Origin of the sequence: Lysobacter sp. H21R4 (assembly GCF_015277535.1) — a bacterium.
GTDB lineage: Bacteria > Pseudomonadota > Gammaproteobacteria > Xanthomonadales > Xanthomonadaceae > Novilysobacter > Novilysobacter ciconiae.
Map to the genome: position 1 here is coordinate 1,474,681 of NZ_CP063772.1, position 18,362 is coordinate 1,493,042.

Annotated in this window: 22 protein-coding genes and 2 tRNA genes; 9 read left to right on the forward strand and 15 right to left on the reverse strand. The window is 66.3% G+C overall.

Annotated elements, in window-relative coordinates:
* Positions 1-32: 32 nt before the first annotated feature.
* From INQ40_RS06730 to INQ40_RS06745, 4 genes are all read left to right on the forward strand, one after another.
* Positions 33-923 carry an FAD:protein FMN transferase gene (locus INQ40_RS06730; RefSeq protein WP_194339700.1) on the forward strand — a complete coding sequence of 297 codons (891 nt, stop codon included), beginning with the start codon at positions 33-35 and terminating at the stop codon, positions 921-923.
* 28 nt (positions 924-951) lie between these two features.
* Positions 952-1,866: an NAD(P)/FAD-dependent oxidoreductase gene (locus INQ40_RS06735; RefSeq protein ID WP_194339702.1), complete on the forward strand. Its 915-nt coding sequence runs from the start codon at positions 952-954 to the stop codon at positions 1,864-1,866.
* A 206-nt stretch (positions 1,867-2,072) separates the two neighbouring features.
* Positions 2,073-2,210, forward strand: coding sequence for a hypothetical protein (locus tag INQ40_RS06740; protein ID WP_193983169.1), 138 nt, complete (start codon positions 2,073-2,075; stop codon positions 2,208-2,210).
* Between the two features lie 54 nt (positions 2,211-2,264).
* Complete coding sequence (locus INQ40_RS06745) at positions 2,265-2,846, forward strand: diguanylate cyclase (protein WP_194339704.1); 582 nt, start codon at positions 2,265-2,267, stop codon at positions 2,844-2,846.
* Positions 2,847-2,865: 19 nt separating this feature from the next.
* Here INQ40_RS06745 and INQ40_RS06750 read toward each other — a convergent pair whose 3' ends face one another.
* Positions 2,866-3,396: a cysteine hydrolase gene (locus INQ40_RS06750; protein WP_194339706.1), complete on the reverse strand. Its 531-nt coding sequence runs from the start codon at positions 3,394-3,396 to the stop codon at positions 2,866-2,868.
* A 154-nt stretch (positions 3,397-3,550) separates the two neighbouring features.
* Between INQ40_RS06750 and INQ40_RS06755 the strand changes: the two genes are divergently transcribed.
* Entirely contained in the window at positions 3,551-4,576 is a 1,026-nt protein-coding gene (locus tag INQ40_RS06755; RefSeq protein ID WP_194339708.1) for an SDR family oxidoreductase, read from the forward strand.
* A gap of 95 nt (positions 4,577-4,671) precedes the next feature.
* On the opposite strand, the gene INQ40_RS06760 is transcribed toward INQ40_RS06755, so the two are convergent.
* The 4 genes from INQ40_RS06760 to INQ40_RS06775 all read right to left on the reverse strand — a co-directional run bounded on the left by INQ40_RS06760 (position 4,672) and on the right by INQ40_RS06775 (position 6,315).
* A tRNA-Glu gene (locus INQ40_RS06760) sits at positions 4,672-4,747 on the reverse strand.
* A 67-nt stretch (positions 4,748-4,814) separates the two neighbouring features.
* Positions 4,815-4,890 (reverse strand) — tRNA-Ala (locus INQ40_RS06765).
* A 45-nt stretch (positions 4,891-4,935) separates the two neighbouring features.
* Entirely contained in the window at positions 4,936-5,427 is a 492-nt protein-coding gene (locus tag INQ40_RS06770) for a DUF1249 domain-containing protein (RefSeq protein ID WP_194339710.1), read from the reverse strand.
* 66 nt (positions 5,428-5,493) lie between these two features.
* Positions 5,494-6,315, reverse strand: coding sequence for a pyruvate, water dikinase regulatory protein (locus INQ40_RS06775; RefSeq protein WP_194339712.1), 822 nt, complete (start codon positions 6,313-6,315; stop codon positions 5,494-5,496).
* Between the two features lie 128 nt (positions 6,316-6,443).
* On the opposite strand from INQ40_RS06775, the gene ppsA reads away from it, so the two are divergent.
* Positions 6,444-8,822, forward strand: a complete 2,379-nt coding sequence (gene ppsA / locus INQ40_RS06780; protein WP_194339714.1) for a phosphoenolpyruvate synthase — start codon at positions 6,444-6,446, stop codon at positions 8,820-8,822.
* Positions 8,823-8,907: 85 nt separating this feature from the next.
* Here the strand turns inward: ppsA and orn are convergent, their stop codons facing one another.
* Positions 8,908-9,501, reverse strand: a complete 594-nt coding sequence (orn, locus tag INQ40_RS06785; RefSeq protein WP_194339716.1) for an oligoribonuclease — start codon at positions 9,499-9,501, stop codon at positions 8,908-8,910.
* A gap of 62 nt (positions 9,502-9,563) precedes the next feature.
* Here orn and INQ40_RS06790 point away from each other — a divergent pair, with 62 nt between their 5' ends.
* Positions 9,564-10,049 (forward strand): DUF2721 domain-containing protein, encoded by a 486-nt coding sequence (locus INQ40_RS06790; protein ID WP_193983184.1) that lies wholly within the window; start codon positions 9,564-9,566, stop codon positions 10,047-10,049.
* Between the two features lie 18 nt (positions 10,050-10,067).
* Here the strand turns inward: INQ40_RS06790 and tadA are convergent, their stop codons facing one another.
* The 5 genes from tadA to INQ40_RS06815 form a co-directional block, all read right to left on the reverse strand.
* Positions 10,068-10,535, reverse strand: a complete 468-nt coding sequence (gene tadA, locus INQ40_RS06795) for a tRNA adenosine(34) deaminase TadA (RefSeq protein ID WP_194033598.1) — start codon at positions 10,533-10,535, stop codon at positions 10,068-10,070.
* Positions 10,532-12,100, reverse strand: a complete 1,569-nt coding sequence (gene guaA / locus INQ40_RS06800; RefSeq protein WP_194339718.1) for a glutamine-hydrolyzing GMP synthase — start codon at positions 12,098-12,100, stop codon at positions 10,532-10,534. The genes tadA and guaA overlap by 4 nt, the downstream gene beginning before the upstream one ends.
* A 5-nt stretch (positions 12,101-12,105) precedes the next feature.
* Positions 12,106-13,563, reverse strand: a complete 1,458-nt coding sequence (guaB, locus tag INQ40_RS06805) for an IMP dehydrogenase (RefSeq protein WP_194339720.1) — start codon at positions 13,561-13,563, stop codon at positions 12,106-12,108.
* Between the two features lie 61 nt (positions 13,564-13,624).
* Positions 13,625-14,506 carry a bifunctional methylenetetrahydrofolate dehydrogenase/methenyltetrahydrofolate cyclohydrolase FolD gene (folD, locus tag INQ40_RS06810; protein WP_194339722.1) on the reverse strand — a complete coding sequence of 294 codons (882 nt, stop codon included), beginning with the start codon at positions 14,504-14,506 and terminating at the stop codon, positions 13,625-13,627.
* Between the two features lie 47 nt (positions 14,507-14,553).
* Positions 14,554-15,063: a DUF1993 domain-containing protein gene (locus tag INQ40_RS06815; protein WP_194339724.1), complete on the reverse strand. Its 510-nt coding sequence runs from the start codon at positions 15,061-15,063 to the stop codon at positions 14,554-14,556.
* 121 nt (positions 15,064-15,184) lie between these two features.
* Between INQ40_RS06815 and INQ40_RS06820 the strand changes: the two genes are divergently transcribed.
* On the forward strand, positions 15,185-15,838 hold the full coding sequence (locus INQ40_RS06820; protein WP_194342462.1) for a hypothetical protein: 654 nt from the start codon (positions 15,185-15,187) through the stop codon (positions 15,836-15,838).
* Here the strand turns inward: INQ40_RS06820 and INQ40_RS06825 are convergent.
* The 3 genes from INQ40_RS06825 to INQ40_RS06835 all read right to left on the reverse strand — a co-directional run bounded on the left by INQ40_RS06825 (position 15,786) and on the right by INQ40_RS06835 (position 17,522).
* Positions 15,786-16,151, reverse strand: a complete 366-nt coding sequence (locus INQ40_RS06825) for a DUF6164 family protein (protein WP_194339726.1) — start codon at positions 16,149-16,151, stop codon at positions 15,786-15,788. The genes INQ40_RS06820 and INQ40_RS06825 overlap by 53 nt on opposite strands.
* A 34-nt stretch (positions 16,152-16,185) precedes the next feature.
* Positions 16,186-16,791 (reverse strand): tetratricopeptide repeat protein, encoded by a 606-nt coding sequence (locus INQ40_RS06830; protein WP_194339728.1) that lies wholly within the window; start codon positions 16,789-16,791, stop codon positions 16,186-16,188.
* Positions 16,792-16,853: 62 nt separating this feature from the next.
* Positions 16,854-17,522, reverse strand: coding sequence for a trimeric intracellular cation channel family protein (locus INQ40_RS06835; protein WP_194339730.1), 669 nt, complete (start codon positions 17,520-17,522; stop codon positions 16,854-16,856).
* Positions 17,523-17,667: 145 nt separating this feature from the next.
* On the opposite strand from INQ40_RS06835, the gene INQ40_RS06840 reads away from it, so the two are divergent.
* Positions 17,668-18,135: a peptidylprolyl isomerase gene (locus INQ40_RS06840; protein WP_194339732.1), complete on the forward strand. Its 468-nt coding sequence runs from the start codon at positions 17,668-17,670 to the stop codon at positions 18,133-18,135.
* Position 18,136: 1 nt separating this feature from the next.
* Here INQ40_RS06840 and INQ40_RS06845 read toward each other — a convergent pair whose 3' ends face one another.
* Entirely contained in the window at positions 18,137-18,319 is a 183-nt protein-coding gene (locus INQ40_RS06845; RefSeq protein WP_193987268.1) for an oxidoreductase-like domain-containing protein, read from the reverse strand.
* Positions 18,320-18,362 lie beyond the last annotated feature (43 nt).

Below are 18,362 nucleotides of genomic sequence, written 5' to 3' on the forward strand. Positions count from 1 at the left end.
TGATGCAGCGGTACAGCCTGCACGGCGAGACGATGGGCACCCGTTACAGCGCGCTGTTCTTTGCCGCCCCCGGCGTCGATGAAGCGGCCATCGGGCAGCGGCTGTTCGCCGCGGTCGATGCAGTCGATCGACAGATGTCGAGCTGGAAGGCCGAGTCCGACCTGAACCGGCTGAATGCGGCGCCGGTCAATGAATGGGTTCCGGTTCCGGCCGAACTGTTCACGGTGCTGGAAACCGCCCTTCAGGTCGGTCGACAGTCCTGGGGCGCGTTCGATATCGGCGTCGGCGATCTGGTCCAGTCCTGGGGTTTCGGCCCCGCCGGAGGCGCGATCGACCTTACGGCGATCGCCGCTCGTAAAGCGGGTGTCCGCCGCGCCGCATCCGAGATCCTCGAACTGGAAGCCCCGCAGAGCCGCGTCCGCAAGCGGGCGGCGATCACCCTGGATCTCGCGGGGATCGCCAAGGGCTTTGGGGTGGACCAACTGGCCCGCTGTCTCGACGGTTTCGGCATTACCCGCTACCTCGTCGGGATAGACGGTGAGATGCGCGCCCGCGGCAGCAAGCCAGACGGCCGTCCCTGGGCCGTCGCGATCGAGAAGCCTGTCCGCGGTGTGCGCGAGGTCACCGGGGTGATGGAGTTGGCTGACGCGGCAATTGCCACGTCCGGCGACTACCGGCACTGGGTTGAGCATGACGGCCGCAGCTACCCGCACACGATGGACGCCACCGGCCAGCAGCCCGCCAGCAACCGCTTGGCAGCGGTCAGTGTCGTGGAATCCACGTGCATGCTTGCCGACGCGTGGGCGACCGCCTTGCTGGCTCTGGGCGAGACGGAAGGGGTCAGGCTGGCGCGTGAACGCGGAATGGAGGCATTGTTCACCCTGCACGATGGCGACGGCTTCCAGGAGATCGACGTCGGCTAACATCCACCGCTTCCTACCGGAGCGCGCAATGACTGCACCTGATGCCGACGATACGGTTCTGGACTGCCTGGTCATCGGCGGCGGTCCGGGTGGTTTGACGGCGGCGACCTACCTGGCGCGCTTCCGTCGCAAACTGGTGCTGGTCGACGCGGGTCAGAGCCGCGCGCGCTGGATCCCGGCAAGCCACAACTGCCCGGGTTTTCCGTTTGGCGTGGCAGGCAATGAACTGCTGGGCCGATTCCGCGAGCACGCCACCCAGTACTACGTGCCCGTGGTCGAGGACCGGGTGGACGCGCTCGAACGCGCCGGGGATATCTTCATCGCCCGCTCCGCGACACGCCAATGGCGCGCCCGCAGCATCATCCTGGCCACCGGCGTGGTCGACCTGCTGCCCGAGATTGAAGGCGCCGAAGATGCCATCGCCACGGGCGCAATCCGCTTGTGCGCGGTCTGCGACGGGTACGAGGCCCGGGACGATGCGATAGCCGTGCTCGGTCGCCGCAAGGAGGCGATCGGCCACGCCGAGTTCCTGCGGACGTTCTCGCGCAGCGTCACCGCCATCGCGACCGACGGCCTTGACGGGGACCCGGCGCTGAGAGACCGGGCCGCCGCCAGCGGCGTGACACTGCTTGCGGCGCCGGAGCGGTGGCGCCTGGTCGACGGCGGCTGCGAGGCGCAGCTCCCGGACGGGTCCCGTCATCGCTTCGACACCCTTTATCCGGTCCTGGGCTCACACGTCCAGTCTTCCCTGTTGTCGCCGCTTGGCGCAGCGACCGACGATGCCGGAGCGTTGATCGTCGACGCCCACATGCAGACCAGCGTAAGCGCGGTCTACGCGATAGGCGACGTGGTCAGCGCGCTCAACCAGATCAGCGTGGCAGTCGGACAGGCAGCGATCGCGGCCACGGCAGTGCACAGAGCCCTGCCGCCAAATCCGCGCTGAGCCACCCAGGGCCGGCGCTGGCGGATCACGAACCCGGTCGCATACGACGAGCGCCAAGAGCCAAGCCCGGCGGGGACAAGCGCAGAACATGAATCATTCATGACGTGAGCGCTGGAGCACCTTCAGAAGCCTTTCCAGACCACGCCGTCATCACAAATCCGGGCATAGCTTTTTACGTGCCCTCGCAGGGCTCACAGGAGATGACCATGCCAACCGACAAGAAACAATCGACGGACAAATCTGACAAGAAGCAGGCCAGCGGCTCGGATCAGAAGAGCGGCAAGTCCTCGTCAGGCAGCACATCCAAGAGCACCAAGAAAAGCGACGACTCCAAGAGCCGTTGAACCTGAAGCGCAGCCAGGAACGCCCGCAATTGCGGGCGTTCCTGCTTTCACCTGATGGAGATTTGCACCGTGGACGGAGTTTCCAGCGCGCTGCTTTGGGGCCTGCTCGGCTTCGTGATATTCCCGTTGTGGCTTGCCGCGGGCGCCGCTGACTTCATCTGTCACGCGCGAACCGATATCGCGCACACGTCCGGGGTTGGCGAATCCGTCCTGCATCTGCTGCAGACCGCGCAGATGGGCCTGCCGATCATCGCCATCCTGTTTCTCGAGGTCGACGCGAGCGTGCTGGTGCTGGCGTTCGTGGCCTCGGCGACGCACACCGCCACGGCTTACTGGGACCTGAGCTACACGGCACCGCTGCGACCCATCCCGCCCGTGGAGCAGTTTCTGCACGCATTCCTGATCGTGCTCCCGCTGGTGGGGCTGGCAATCATCTGCGTGCTCCACTGGCCGCAGACGGTGTCGCTGCTCTCGCCGGGCAGCGCGAACTGGTCGCTGCAGTTACGAACGCCGGGTTTTGCGCCGTGGGTTATCGCCGCGGTGATCGCAGCCTCCTTGCTCATCATCGTTGCGCCCGGGCTGCTGGAACTGCGCAGGACGCTGCGCGCCCGCCACGCACGCGCCGCAACGGCGTAACTCTCTCCGGGCCCCGGCCCTACCCCGCCGCCGTGGTCAGCACGTCCGCGTTGCGCATCACCTGCAACGCGGCCTGCTTGCGCGGCTGTGACAGCGCCGCCACGCAGTCGGTAGGCGCATGGACGTCGAACCCGCGCATGTGCGCATCCAGGGCCGTCACCAGAACACAGGCATCGGCAGCGATTCCGGTGATCACCACGCCAGTGCTTTCCAGCGATTCGAGCAGCAGCGGGAGTGGGGTCTGGAAGAACGCGGAGTGCCTGGGCTTGAGCACGAACAGGTCTTCCTCGTCCGGCATCAGGTGGTCGAGGATCTTCGGCGCCAGTCCCTTGTCCGCGCGTTCGATGATCTGCAGGAAATTCGACTTCCAGCGACCGAAGTTGTCGTTGACATAGATGCACTGCCCGCCCGCATCGCGCACCCGAGCCTTCACGCGGCCGATGGCCGGCGCGATCGAAAGTGCCGCCTTGGCGTGGGCTGCGCCGTCCTCGAAGTCGAACGGGTTGATCATGTCGATCACCAGCAGTGCCGTGTGTGCTGAAACCTTCATCGGTGTTTTCCGGTGGTCCATGCGGGGAAATCTGTGCGCCGGTGGCTCACGGGAATGTGAACCGCCCGTGCGGGTTTCACCCGCCATTGAATCGACCCTTCGTAGCGTTGGAAAACCGCGCGGATCCGCGCCCACACACCCACACGGAGGTTTCATGGCCAGCTCATCCAAACCCGGCACAGGGAAAAAATCCTCGGCCGAGGCGAAGAAGGCGGCGAGCACCGCGGAACACCAGCAGGACCTGCAGGAGCCCATCGACGCGAAGTCTTCCAAACCGAAATCGACCACTAAATCCCGGAAAAAGACCGATGCCGTCCAGGCTGGCACCCGCGAGCAACCGGTCGACATGCCTGCCCAGCATCTGCCCAAGCCGGGCAATGAGCATGAACTGCGCCTCGCTCCGCGTTACCAGGCGCCCGACTACAAAGGCAGCGGCAAGCTCGCCGGCATGAAGGCCATTGTCACGGGCGGTGATTCGGGCATCGGGCGCGCCGTATCGGTGTTGTTCGCGCGCGAGGGCGCCGACGTTGCGGTGGTCTATCTCAACGAGCACAAGGACGCCAAGGCCACCAAGGCGGCTGTGGAGGCCGAGGGGCGCAGCTGCGTGCTGATCAGTGGCGACGTCAAGGATCCTGCATTCTGCAAGCGCGCAGTCGCCCGTTCGGTCAAGGCGCTCGGCGGATTGGACGTGCTGGTCAACAACGCCGCGTTCCAGCTGCATGCCGAGAAACTGGAGGACCTGAGCGAGGAGCACCTGCAGGAAACCCTGCAGACCAATATCGGCGGCTACTTCCGTATGGCGAAGGCGGCGCTGCCGCACCTGAAGGAAGGCTCGAGCATCATCAATACCGGCTCGGAAACCGGCATCTTCGGGCACAAGTCGCTGCTCGACTACTCCGCGACCAAGGGCGCCATCCACGCCTTCACCCAGTCCCTGGCCAGCAACCTGCTGGAGCGCGGCATCCGGGTCAACGCGGTCGCACCGGGTCCGGTCTGGACCCCGCTCAATCCGGCCGACAAGCCGGCCGACGAGGTCGGCGAGTTTGGACGCGACAGCGACATGAAGCGCGCCGCCCAGCCCGAGGAGATCTCGCCTGCCTACGTGTTCCTCGCCTCCCCGGTTACCGCCTCCTACATCAGCGGGATCGTGCTGCCGGTGATGGGCGGACCGAGGGGCTGAGCGGCGGCGACACCGCACGGTTTGCAGACACAAAAAAGGCTCCGTTTAAGGAGCCTTGACTGCTTGAAAACCCTAAGGTAATCAATGGTTTGAAGTGGCGTCCCCAAGGGGATTCGAACCCCTGTCGCCGCCGTGAAAGGGCAGTGTCCTAGGCCTCTAGACGATGGGGACGCGGTAGTCCCTGTACCCTGTTTTTCGGCTGTCTTTCACACAACCAGGTACAAAAACCATTTTGAAATGGTGGAGCCAGGCGGGATCGAACCGCCGACCTCCTGCATGCCATGCAGGCGCTCTCCCAGCTGAGCTATGGCCCCACGGGGCTGGAAAGTCCGTAAGATTAGAGCGCTATCCGGCACCCGTCAAGCCCCAGTCAGGATTTCCGCGGAACTTTCGCTTTCCAGCCGCAAAGTGCCCCGGCCGTGCCCGCGTTCGGCAAGGTACTCCAGCCATTTACCGAGGAAGGTGTTCATCCGCAGACGATGGCTTATCAGGGCCGCCGGCAGTGGATACATGCCCAGCACATCCTGCCAGCGACGACCGATGTAGCAGTGCGTGGCTTCCAGTTGGTTGGCGTCGTGGTAATGGCGCAGGTAGGCCGAGGGGTCCGGCATCCCGGTCACCGGGTCCACCATCGTGTAACTCACGCGCAACTCGGTCGTGTAGCGATGCTGCAGCAGCACTTCCACCCGCAGGTCCAGGCCATCACCCACGCTGGAGATGTGCGTCCCGGGCGCGAGATCGGAGGTGTTGAACAGGCGGCGCAGGCGGACGTGGTTCTCCGCATACAACGCCATCAACCAGCCGAAGCGGTCGAGTGAAGGCAGGCGGCGGGTGGCAACAGAACTGGTCATGCACTGATCCTACACGTCCGCCGTCGCGCCGGACCGCGCAGCGCCGGGGCGCTGGAACGCTGCGGTTCAGAACATCTCGCGATTGATCCGCAGCGTCGTCATGACCTTGCTCGCGATCTCCTCGATCGACGTGTTGGTGGTGCTCAGGGTGGGGATCCGCTCGGCACGGAACAGCGCTTCGGCCGCGGCGACCTCGCGCTTGCAGGTCTCCAGCTTGGCGTAGTGGGAATCGGGACGACGCTCTTGGCGGATCTGCTGCAGCCGGTGCGGATCAATGGTCAGGCCGAACAGCTTGTCGCGGAATTTGCGCAGGCGCTCGGGCAGCCGGTCGTGCTCCAGATCCTCTTCGGTCAGCGGGTAGTTGGCTGCCCGCACGCCGTACTGCAGGGCCAGGTAGACGCAACTGGGCGTCTTGCCGGCGCGCGACACGGCCACCAGGATCACATCGGCGTCGTTGTAATCGATGGCAATCCCGTCGTCGTGGGTGAGCGCGTAGTTCATGGCGTTGATACGCCGGTGGTAGGTGTCGAAATCGACGATCGCGTGGGCGCGACCGACCTGGCGCATGCGCGACCGGCCCAGCTCCCGCTCCAGCGGCTCGATAAAGGGCGCGAACACATCCAGCATCAGCGCGCCACTCTTGGCCAGCGCCTCGCCGACCTCGCTGTCCATGCAGGAGTTGATCACCACCGGACGCACCGAATGCAGCTCGGCCGCGGCCTTGATGCGCTCCACCGCGTCTTCTGCGCGCTCCACGCTGTCGACGAAGGAGATGCGCTCGGCGATGAAGTCGGTGCCGTTGAACTGGGTCAGCAGACTGTGGCCGATCGTCTCGGCGGTGATGCCCGTGCCATCGGATATGTAGAAAACGGGCCGTGCTTCGTTCATGGGGTCTGGCGTCTCGGAATCGGCAGGGAAAAAGCCCGCCAGATCAACCTTGTAAGCACCCGGCGCAGCGGCGATCATAGCGGCTTCGCCGCGTTCAGCGGCGTGTCCCCCCACGGAGATACCCTGTTTTGAACGACAATATCCTCTGGCTGCACGCGCTGCGCCTTGACGACCTGGCCCGCGTCGGCGGCAAGAACTCGTCGCTGGGCGAAATGATCGGCAATCTGTCCTCCCTCGGGGTCTCCGTTCCCGGCGGGTATGCGACCACGTCAGAGGCGTTCAAGGACTTCATCGCCCACAACGACCTGCACCAGCGCATTTTCGACCGTCTGGCGCCGTTGGACGTCGACGATGTCGCGGCCCTGACGGAAGCCGGCAAGGACATCCGCGACTGGGTGATCAGCGCCCCGCTGCAGCCCGGGCTGGACCGCGACATCCGCATCGCCTATCGCCAGCTGTGCGACGAGAACGGCGGAGGCGACGTGGCCGTGGCGGTGCGTTCATCGGCGACCGCCGAGGACCTGCCCGACGCCAGCTTCGCCGGCCAGCAGGAAACCTTCCTCAACGTGACCCGCGAGGACGACGTGGTGGTCAAGGTGAAGGAGGTCTTCGCCAGCCTCTACAACGACCGCGCGATCGCCTACCGCGTGCACCACGGCTTCAAGCACGAGGACGTGTTCCTGTCGGCCGGCGTGCAGTTGATGGTGCGCTCCGACGTGGGTGCGTCCGGGGTGCTGTTCACCCTGGACACCGAGTCGGGCTTCCGCGAAGTGGTCTTCATCACCTCCAGCTTCGGCCTGGGCGAGATGGTCGTCCAGGGCGCGGTCAATCCGGACGAGTTCTACGTCTACAAGCCCACCCTGGCGCAGGGCAAGCAGGCGATCCTGCGGCGTTCGATCGGTGCCAAGCAGCTGCGGATGGTCTACTCCGACCAGCCCGGCGAGCGCGTGCGTACCGAGGACACCCCGGCGGACATGCGCGGCACCTTCTCCATCAACGACGAGGACGTGCACGAGCTGGCCCGCCAAGCGCTGATCATCGAGAAGCACTACGGCCGCCCGATGGACATCGAGTGGGCCAAGGACGGCGTCAGCGGCAAGCTGTTCATCGTCCAGGCGCGCCCGGAGACCGTGAAATCGCGCGGCCACGCCACCCAGATCGAGCGCTACCAGCTGGGCGAGCGCGGTCCGGTCGTGTGCGAGGGGCGCTCGATCGGCAACAAGATCGGCAGCGGCGTCGCCCGCGTGATCCGTTCACTGGACGACATGGCCCGCGTGCAGGCCGGCGACGTGTTGGTCGCCGACATGACCGACCCGGATTGGGAGCCGGTGATGAAGCGCGCCGCGGCGATCGTCACCAACCGCGGCGGACGCACCTGCCACGCGGCGATCATCGCCCGCGAGCTCGGCGTTCCCGCAGTGGTCGGCACCGGCAACGCGCTGGAGGCCATCAAGGAAGGCCAGACGGTGACGGTGAGCTGCGCGGAAGGCGACACCGGTTTCATCTATGACGGCGCCCTGCCCTTCGAGCGCCACGTCGCCGATCTGGACAAGATGCCCGAGGCACCGCTGAAGGTGATGATGAACGTCGGCAACCCCGACCGCGCCTTCGATTTCGCGATGCTGCCCAACGCCGGGATCGGCCTGGCCCGGCTGGAGATGATCATCGCCAGCCACATCGGCATCCACCCAAAGGCCCTGCTGGAATACGACCGCCAGGATGCGGGGACAAAGAAGCAGATCGATGCAAAGATCGCCGGCTACGGGAACGACCCGGTCCAGTTCTACGTCGACCGCCTCGCCGAGGGAATCGCGACCATCACCGCCTCGGTGGCACCCAAGGCCGTGATCGTGCGCCTGTCGGACTTCAAGACCAACGAGTACGCCAATCTGATCGGCGGCGCGGCCTACGAGCCGGACGAGGAAAACCCGATGCTCGGCTTCCGTGGCGCCTCGCGCTACGTGGATCCGAGCTTCAGTGATGCGTTTGCGCTGGAGTGCCGCGCGGTGCTGAAGGTGCGCGACGAGATGGGCCTGACCAACCTGTGGGTCATGATCCCGTTCGTGCGCACCCTGGACGAGGGTCGCAAGGTGGTCGAGGTGCTGCGCGCCAACGGCCTGGAACAGGGCAAGGACGGCCTGAAGATCATCATGATGTGCGAGCTGCCATCGAATGCGCTGATGGCCGAGGAGTTCCTGGAGATCTTCGACGGTTTTTCGATCGGCTCCAACGACATGACCCAGCTCACTCTCGGCCTGGACCGGGACTCGGGGCTGATCGCGCACCTGTTCGACGAACGCGACCCGGCGGTGAAGAAGCTGCTGTCGATGGCGATCAAGACCGCGAAGGCGAAGGGCAAGTACGTCGGTATCTGCGGCCAGGGGCCGAGCGACCATCCCGACCTGGCGCAGTGGCTGATGGAAGAAGGCATCGATTCGGTGTCGTTGAACCCCGATACCGTGGTCGACACCTGGTTGCGCCTGGCCAAGGCCAAGGCCGCCGGCTGATCCATCAGGCGCCGCAGAAGACGGCGCTCGCGCACGCCGGTACCACATCCAACGCCCCGCCTGACCGCGGGGCGTTGCTTGTTGCTCAAGCCTGCGCCGGTAACCGGTCCGCGGATTCCAGACCGCCCAGCGAGCCCATGAAGCGGCGGTAATAGCGCAGCTCGTTGATGGAGTCGTGAACATCGCTCAACGCGGTGTGGCTGGCCTGCTTGTTGAGGCCGGCGCTGATTGACGGCGCCCAGCGCTTCGCCAGCTCCTTGACCGTGCTGACATCCAGGTTGCGGTAGTGGAAATAGCGCTGCAGCTTCGGCATCTGGCGATGCAGGAAGCGTCGGTCCTGGCAGATGGAGTTGCCGCACATCGGCGAGGCGTTCGCCGGCACCCAGTGGGCAAGGAATGCGAGGGTCTGCTGCTCGGCTTCCTGCAGCGACACGCCCTGCTCCAGCACGCGCGCCCACAGCCCGGAGCCGCCGTGCTGGTTGCGGTTCCAGTCGTCCATCGCCTCCAGCGTCGCCAGCGGGTGGGCGATGGCCAGTTCCGGACCTTCGGCGAGCACGTTCAGTTGTTTGTCTGTGACCACCGTGGCGATCTCGAGGATCGCGTCGTTGTCGGTGTCCAGACCGGTCATTTCCAGGTCGATCCAGACCAGGTTGTCGGCATTGACAGGGCCGTTGGCCATCGGGGGCTCGCGTCGCTTGGAGGGGGCAGGCATCATACCGTCACCCTGCAACGGAAGCCTGCATGTCTGCCACGCCCTTCGCCGATCCCAACCACTACGCAGTGATTTCGGCGATGATCACCCCCGCATTTTTCCTGACCGCCACCGGTTCGCTGTTGATCTCCTCCAACAACCGCCTGGCGCGCGTGGTCGACCGCATGCGCAAGGAGATCGAGCACCTGCGCGAAACCGTGCCGGGCCCGATGCGCACCGAGCTGGAGATCCGGATCGGCTACCACCGCCGTCGCTCGTATCTGGTGCTGGGCGCGCTGCGGATCCTGTACGCCGCGCTCAGCGCGTTCGTAGGCACCAGCATCGGGATCGCCGCCGATGCGTTCTTCCATTATCAGCTGGGCTACCTGCCAACGCTGCTGGCGGTACTCGGCGTGCTGCTGATGCTGGCCGCCTCGCTGTGCCTGGGGCAGGAGGCGCGGATCAGCCTGCGGGTACTGGAGCGCGAGTTGCGCGCGGAGCTGGACAAGGATTCGACCATCCCGCAGCCGTTCTGAGTCAGGCGCAATGCCGCCTTACGACGACTTCATACGCTTGCGGCGGAAGTAGGCGGTTAGTCGCGCACCCGCCTCCTCTCCCAGCAAGCCGCCCTCCACCTCCACCCGGTGGTTGTGGCGCGGGTCGGTCAGCAGGTCGAAGACGCCACCGGCGGCGCCCGTCTTCGGGTCGGCGGCGCCATAGACCACCCGCGCAACCCGCGCATGCACCATGGCCATCGCGCACATCGCGCATGGCTCCAGGGTCACGTAGACCGTGCATCCGAGCAGGCGGTGGTTGGCCAGGCGGAACCCGGCCTGGCGCATCGCCACGATTTCCGCGTGTGCGGTGGGATCATGCTCGGTGATGTTGCGGTTCCAGCCCTCGCCCAGAAGCGAGCCGTCCGCGGCGACCACCACAGCGCCCACCGGGATCTCGTCGTCCTCACGCTCAGCGCGGTCCGCCAGCGCCAGCGCGTGGCGCATCCAGCGCTGGTCGTCGCTCATTCCCACTCGATGGTCGCGGGCGGCTTTCCACTGATGTCATAAACCACGCGAGAAACACCACGCAACTCGTTGATTATCCTGTTGGAAACACGCCCAAGAAAATCATACGGCAGGTGCGCCCAGTGCGCCGTCATGAAGTCGATCGTCTCCACCGCACGCAGCGCGATGACCCACTCATAGGCCCGCGCATCACCCACCACGCCGACCGACTTGACCGGCAGGAACACCGCGAACGCCTGGCTGGTCCTGTCGTACAGGTCGGCCTTGCGCAGTTCGTCGATGAAGATGTGGTCCGCGCGGGCCAGCAGTTCGGCGTACTCGCGCTTGACCTCGCCCAGGATCCGCACGCCCAGGCCGGGGCCGGGGAACGGATGGCGGTAGACCATCGAGGCGGGAAGGCCGAGCTCGACCCCCATGCGGCGGACCTCGTCCTTGAACAGCTCCCGCAGCGGCTCGACCAGACCCAGTTTCATGTGCTCGGGCAGGCCACCCACGTTGTGGTGGCTCTTGATCATGTGGGCCTTGCCGTTCTTGCTGCCGGCCGACTCGATCACGTCGGGGTAGATCGTGCCCTGGGCCAGCCATTTGGCGTTGGCCAGCTTGCCGGACTGCTCGTCGAAGATCTCGACAAACAGGTTGCCGATGATCTTGCGCTTGGCCTCCGGATCGGTGACGCCTGCCAGCGCGGTGAAATAGCGGTCCGCCGCATCGACGCGGATGACCTTGACGCCCAGGTGCTCGGCAAACGTCGCCATCACCTGGTCACCTTCCTGCCAGCGCAGCAGGCCGGTATCGACAAAAACGCAGGTGAGCTGGTCGCCGATCGCCTTGTGCAGCAGCGCCGCGACCACCGACGAGTCCACGCCGCCGGACAGGCCGAGGATGACCTCGTCCTCGCCGACCTGCTCGCGAACGCGGGCGATCTGGTCCTCGATGATCTGCTGCGGCGTCCACAGCGTCTGGCATTCGCAGATGTCGGTGACGAAGCGCTCCAGCAGCGCCCCGCCCTGCTTGGTGTGGGTGACTTCCGGATGGAACTGGACGCCGTACCAGCGGCGTTCGTCATTGGCCATCGCCGCCACCGGCACGCGATCGGTGCGCGCGGTAACGACAAAACTGTCCGGCGCCCTGGAGACGTGGTCGCCGTGGCTCATCCACACGTCCAGCCGTGGCGGCGAGCCGGGATGGTCCTTGAGCCCGTCCAGCAAACGGTCCTGCGCGACCAGCGCCACCTCGGCATGGCCGTACTCACGCTGGTCGGCGGCCTCGGTTTCGCCGCCCAGCTGCTTGGCCATCGTCTGCATGCCGTAGCAGATGCCAAGCAGCGGCAAACCGGAATCGAAGACCTCCTGCGGCGCCTGCGGGCTGCCGTCCAGGGTCGTCGATTCGGGGCCGCCGGACAGGATGATGCCCTTGGCACGAAAGCCCTCGATCTCGGCCGGGTCGTGGTCCCAGGCCCAGATTTCGCAATACACGCCGAGCTCGCGGATGCGCCGCGCGATCAGCTGGGTGTACTGGGCCCCGAAGTCGAGGATCAGGATCTTGTCTCTATGGATGTCGGTCATCGTCTTCAGCCCACCCGGTAATTCGGTGGCTCTTTGGTGATCTGCACGTCGTGGACGTGGCTCTCGCGCGACCCGGCGGACGTCACCCGCACGAACTCCGGTTTGCTGCGCATCTCCTCGATGGTCGCGCAGCCGACGTAGCCCATGGTCGCGCGCAGGCCGCCCACCAGTTGGTGGACGATATTGCGCAACGGACCGCGGTACGGCACCCGGCCCTCGATGCCTTCAGGCACCAGCTTGTCGGCATCGGAGGAGTCCTGGAAATAGCGGTCCTTGGAGCCGGTTTCCATCGCCGCCAGGCTGCCCATGCCGCGGTAGCTCTTGTAATGACGGCCTTGGAACAGCTCGCTGTCGCCGGGCGACTCATCGGTGCCGGCAAACAGGCTGCCGATCATCACCGTGGAGGCGCCGGCCGCCAATGCCTTGCCGATATCACCCGAGTAGCGGATGCCGCCGTCGGCGATCAGCGGAATCCGGTCCTGCAGCGCCTCGGCGACCATGTCGATGGCCGAGATCTGCGGCACGCCGACGCCGGCGACGATGCGGGTGGTACAGATCGAGCCCGGACCCACGCCGACCTTCACCGCGTCCGCGCCGTGATCCATCAGCGCCAGGGCGGCGTCGCCGGTAACGATGTTGCCGCCGATCACCTGCAGCTGCGGGAAATGCTTCTTGACCCACTTCACCCGGTTCAGCACGCCCTGCGAATGGCCGTGGGCGGTGTCCACCACCACCACGTCGACGCCGGCGGCGACCAGCGCTTCGACCCGCGCATCGGTGTCTCCGCCCACACCGACCGCGGCTCCGACCAGCAGGCGTTCGCTGCTGTCATAGGCGGCGTTGGGGTTGTCGGTCTTCTTCTGGATGTCCTTGACGGTGATCAGGCCCTTGAGCTCGAAAGCATCGTTGACCACCAGCACCTTCTCGATCCGGTGCTTGTGCAGCAGGCCCATGACTTCCTCGTCGCTGGCGCCTTCCTTGACGGTGATCAGCCGGTCCTTGCGCGTCATGATGTGGCGCACCGGATCGTCCAGTTTGGTCTCGAAGCGCATGTCGCGGCTGGTGACGATGCCGACCAGCTGGCCGCTGTCGACCACGGGCACGCCGGAGATGTTGCGCTCGCGCGTGAGGTTGAGCACATCGGCGATGGTGGTGTCGGGACTGACGGTGAACGGCGCGCGGATCACGCCGGCCTCGAAGCCCTTGACCTGGGCGACGTGGGCGGCCTGCTGGGCGACCGTCATGCTCTTGTGGATGATGCTCATCCCGCCCAGCTGGGCCAGGGCGACCGCAAGCCGCGCCTCGCTGACGGTATCCATGGCCGCCGACAGGATCGGCAGGCGCAGGCCAAGCTCGCGGGTCAATCGGGCGCCCAGGTTGACGTCCTTGGGCAGGACCGTCGAATGGGCCGGAATCAGCGAAACATCGTCGTAGGTGAGAGCTTCAGCCTGGATGCGCAACATGGTCGGAACCGGAATAGGTGAAGCGCGCCATTGTACCGCTTTCGCAGCGCTCCCATCGCGCTCAGCCGTGGGCCGCCTCGGCGGCTTCCAGGGTGTTCTGCATCAGGGTCGCCACGGTCATGGGACCCACGCCGCCCGGGACCGGGGTGATCCAGCTGGCACGTTGCGCGGCCGCCTCGAAGCCGACATCGCCCACCAGCCGCCCGTCATCAAGGCGGTTGATGCCCACGTCGATCACCACCGCGCCGGGCTTCACCCACTCGCCCGGGATCAGCTGCGGGCGTCCCACGGCCACCACCAGGATGTCGGCGCCGCGAACGGACGCCTCCAGCACGTCCTGCGGAGTGAACTTGTGGCAGCAGGTGGTCGTGCAGCCGGCGATCAGAAGCTCCAGCGCCATCGGCCGGCCGACGTGGTTGGAGACGCCGACGATGGTCGCGCTGGCGCCGCGTACGGGCCGGTCGGTGTAGGCTAGCAAGGTGGTGATGCCGCGTGGCGTGCACGGGCGCAGGCCGAACTGGCGCAGGGCCAAGTGGCCGACGTTCTCGGGATGGAACCCGTCCACGTCCTTGCTCGGCGAGATGCGGTGGATCAGGGCGCTGGCATCGCGGCGGTCCGGCAAAGGCAACTGGACCAGGATGCCGTGGATGTTGGGATCCGCGTTGAGACGGTCGATCAGTTCCAGCAGCTCGTCATCGGTAGTGCCGGACGGCAGATCGAAGTCCACCGCGCGGATTCCCACCTTGCGTGCCGCCCGCCGCTTGTTGCGCACGTACACCGCCGACGCCGGATCACCGCCGACCAGCACGACGGCGAGCCCGGGCGCGGACCTGCCCGCCGCCAGGCGCACGTCGACACGCGCCTTGAGGTTGTCCAGCAGGTCCTCGGCAATGCGCTTGCCATCCAGGATTCGGGCGGTGGGCGGGCTGGCGTCAGTATTCAAAAGCGGGACCTGGAGTGACGTGGCCGGGCATTATCGCCGACCCGCGCTCAGTAGGCGCCCATGTAATCGCGCTTGCCGATTTCCACGCCGTTGTGGCGCAGCAGTGCGTAGGCCGTCGTCACATGGAAAAAGAACTGCGGCAGGCCGTAGGTCAGCAGATAGTCCTGGCCGCTGAAGCGACGCTCCTTCGGGGTACCCGGGCGGGTCAGGATCTCGCGGTCCTCGCTGCCATCGAATCGCGCCGCATCGACGCTGTTGAGGAATGCCAGAGTGCGCTGCAACCGGTCGCGCAGCTGCTCGAAACCCTGCTCCTGGTCGTCGTAGGCAGGCACGTCCTGTCCCGCGAGACGGGCGGTCACGCCGGTCGCGAAATCGCACGCGATCTGCACCTGGCGGACCAGCGGCAGCATGTCCGGGAAAAGCCGCGACTGCAGCAGCACCGTCGGCTCGATCTTGCGCTCCGCCGCGTAGGCCTCGGCCTTGCCGATGATGGCCACCAAGCTTCCCAGCATCTGCCGGAAGACCGGAACGGACGCGGCGTACATGGAAATCGACATGGCAGGACCTCGTTTTGGGGAAGCGACCATGTTAGCCGGTCCGCGCGTGCGCCCGCGCCGGCGCCGGGCGCAGCAGCCGGCAAAGCCCTAGAATTGCACGCCCTGCCCTGCCGCCGTGTCCATGCCCTACCGCCTGCTGAAGTTGTTCATCGCCCTGGCCGCCTACGGGCTGTCGATGGCGATGATGCTGCAGTCCCGTTACGGCCTGATGCCGTGGGATGTGCTGCACCAGGGCCTTTCGCTGCAGGGCGGCTGGCCGATGGGTCGCGTCACCGTGGCGGTGAGCTTCGTGGTCCTGCTGGCCTGGATCCCGATCCGCCAGAAACCGGGATTCGGCACGGTCTGCAACGCCATCCTGATCGGGTTGACCTTCGATGCGGTGGTGGGCCCGGTGGGGCAACTGGTCGAGAACGCCGGCCCGGCGATGCGCATGGCCTTGCTGGGCGGCGGCATCGTGCTCAACGGCGCGGCAACCGCGGCGTACCTGGGAGCGGATTTTGGTGCCGGCCCGCGCGATGGACTGATGACCGGCCTGGTCCGGCGCAGCGGTCGCTCGGTCCGGCTGGTGCGCACGCTCATCGAGGGCAGCGTGCTGGCGACCGGTTACCTGCTGGGCGGCACGCTGGGCGTGGGCACGGTGCTGTACATGCTGCTGATCGGCCCGCTGATCCAGCTGATGCTGCCGTGGTTCCAGCGCAAACGACCAGCGCCGGGTCCGGCGGTCATCCCCGCAGCAGGATCGCCGGCAGCGCCACCAGACCAAGCAACACGATGACCGCAGCGGCGGCCAGGAGGACCTTGAGCGGTTCGCGGCGCCACACGTCGGCGAAAGTCTCGCCGGTACCGTCCCGCTGCCCGGCCTCGTACTCGGCGCGGGCCCTGGCCTGCCGGTTGCCCTGGTAGATCGCCATGAGCCGCTTGGCCTCGGGCAGATCGCCGTCGTTGGACAACCAGATCGCGCCGTGGGAGATGCCCCAGCGGCTGGGCTTGGTCTCGTAATACTCGATGCGGTTTTCATCGAGCATCGCGCGCACGTCCTCGATCTCATCGTCCAGGACCAGGCGCAGGTTGAGCAGAAGCTTTGACATCCGCCGATGATACCGCCCGACGGACGGCTGCGGCTCAACCGCCGCCCAACACCTCAAGCGGGTCCGCGGTGGTCTTCTCCGGGCCACGCGGGGCTTGCCGGGGAGTTCCGGGACGCGCGCCGGACCGGCGCGGACGCGCCTGCACGCCGCTTTCCAGTCGCGCACGCACATCGGCTGGGATGGCTTCGTCGCCGAGGTCCCTGATCAACCTGGCCAGCAGTGCGCCGGCCATGTCGCGGATCCCGCTGCTGTCTTCTTCGGGCAGGTACTGCAACGCGTCTTCGACCAGTTGGACGCTGCCGCGCAGGTACAGGTCGCGGGCTTCCTCGACCTGGGGGTCGCGATCGAGCACTTCGCGCGCGGCCGTCACGGCCTGCGACCAGTCGCCCAGTCCGGCATGGATCTCGGCGATGTGGAGCCACGGCAAGGTCTGGCCCGGCGCGGCATCCGCCGCACGCCGGTAGGCCTGGATCGCTGCTGCGGCATCATCGCCGCGCATCGCCGTTTCAGCCGCGGTCATGCTGTCGGCATAGCCCGGCGCGGCGCCGGCGGCGAGCGTGGCGCAACCGGAACCGGCCGTGGCCAGCAAAGCGACACCCAGAACCCAGCTCCGGCCGCGCGTGTCGGTGGCTTGCTTCATCGACATATCCTCGAACCTGGCCACAGCAGCCCCGCCGCGAAGATATCAGTTCCGCCGGAGAATCACGACGGCGGCGCGACGGGAAGATGCCAGTCGTAGCGGATCGCCATGTAGCGCAAGCCGAAGCACACCGCCGCCGAGGTGGCCATCACCAGCACCGCGGGTAGCTCCAGCGCAACCCCGATCACCACCACGATCGCTCCCAGCATCGCCGCGATCGCATACAGGTCGGACTGGAACACCACCGGCGTGCGCGCCACCAGCACGTCGCGGACAATGCCGCCACCGATCCCGCTGAGCATTCCCAGCAGCACGGCACCCACCGGCCCCAGGCCGTGGTCGAGCGCCTTCAGCGTACCGATGACCGCAAACAGCGCCAGACCCGCCGCGTCGAACAGTCGAACCGGGTTGCGCAATCGCTCGATGTCGGCGTAGCGGTAGAACGTGATGATCCCGGCCAGGCAGCTGACCGCCAGGTAATGCCAGTTAGCCAGCGCGACGGGCGGGATCGCACCGATCATCAGGTCGCGCGTGATGCCACCGGCCGTCGCGGCGGCGAAAGAAAGCACCAGCACGCCGAAGATGTCCAGCCGGTTGCGCACGCCGACGGTGGCACCACTGATGGCAAAGGCGAAGGTCCCGATCAGGTCGACCGTGGTGATGATGGTATTGAGGGCCAATGCGCGGTCGCCGGAAAACGGGAGCACAGGATGCCATGAGGTCGTGGACATCGCGCGGCGGCGGTCGTGCTGCCGCGGTCGTGCTGCCGAGGCCGTGCGGGGGCCGTCGTGATGGGCGTGTCCACTTGCGGCCGTCGTCCCCTTTCCCCTAGCCTGCCCCGTCCGCCAATCCGGCACACGAAGCCCAGGAATCCCGATGGAAATTGCCGACCGCCGCGTTGCAACGGTGCACTACACGCTCCAGCTCGACGACGGAACGCAGGTGCATTCGTCCTACTCCGCGCAACCGCTGGTGTACCTGCACGGCGCGGGAAAGTTGATGCCTGGCTTGGAGAAGGCGCTGGCAGGCAAGAAAGTCGGTGATCGACTGAAGGCCGTGGTTCCCCCCGAGGAAGGCTACGGTCCGCGTCACGAACAGCTGGTCCAGACGGTTCCGCTGTCGGCATTCGAGGATGTGGACATGGTCAAGCCGGGCGCGAAGTTCCTGACGGAAACCGCGCAGGGCCCGGTGCTGGCGACGGTATTGACGGTCGATGGTGACCGGATCAAGGTCGACGGGAACCACGAGCTGTCGGGAAAGACGCTGCACTTCGACCTGCGGGTGGTGGACGTCCGCGAAGCCACGCTGGGCGAGCTGACCCAGGGCGACGTCATCGGGGACTGACTCAGTCCGCTGATCGACCCGGGTTGCGGGCCTGCCAGGCGGCCAGAAGCGACCGGTAGTGGTCTACTTCGTCGGCGTAGACATCGTGGACGCAGCTCTCGCAACCGCTGTCGCAGCAATCCATCGGCAGCGGGCGTTCGGGCTCCACGGGAGGCGGGTCGTTGACTGCGGCGGGCTGCGGCAGTGGCAGCAGCTCCAGCGTCAGGTCGGATCGGGTCGTCGGGTTG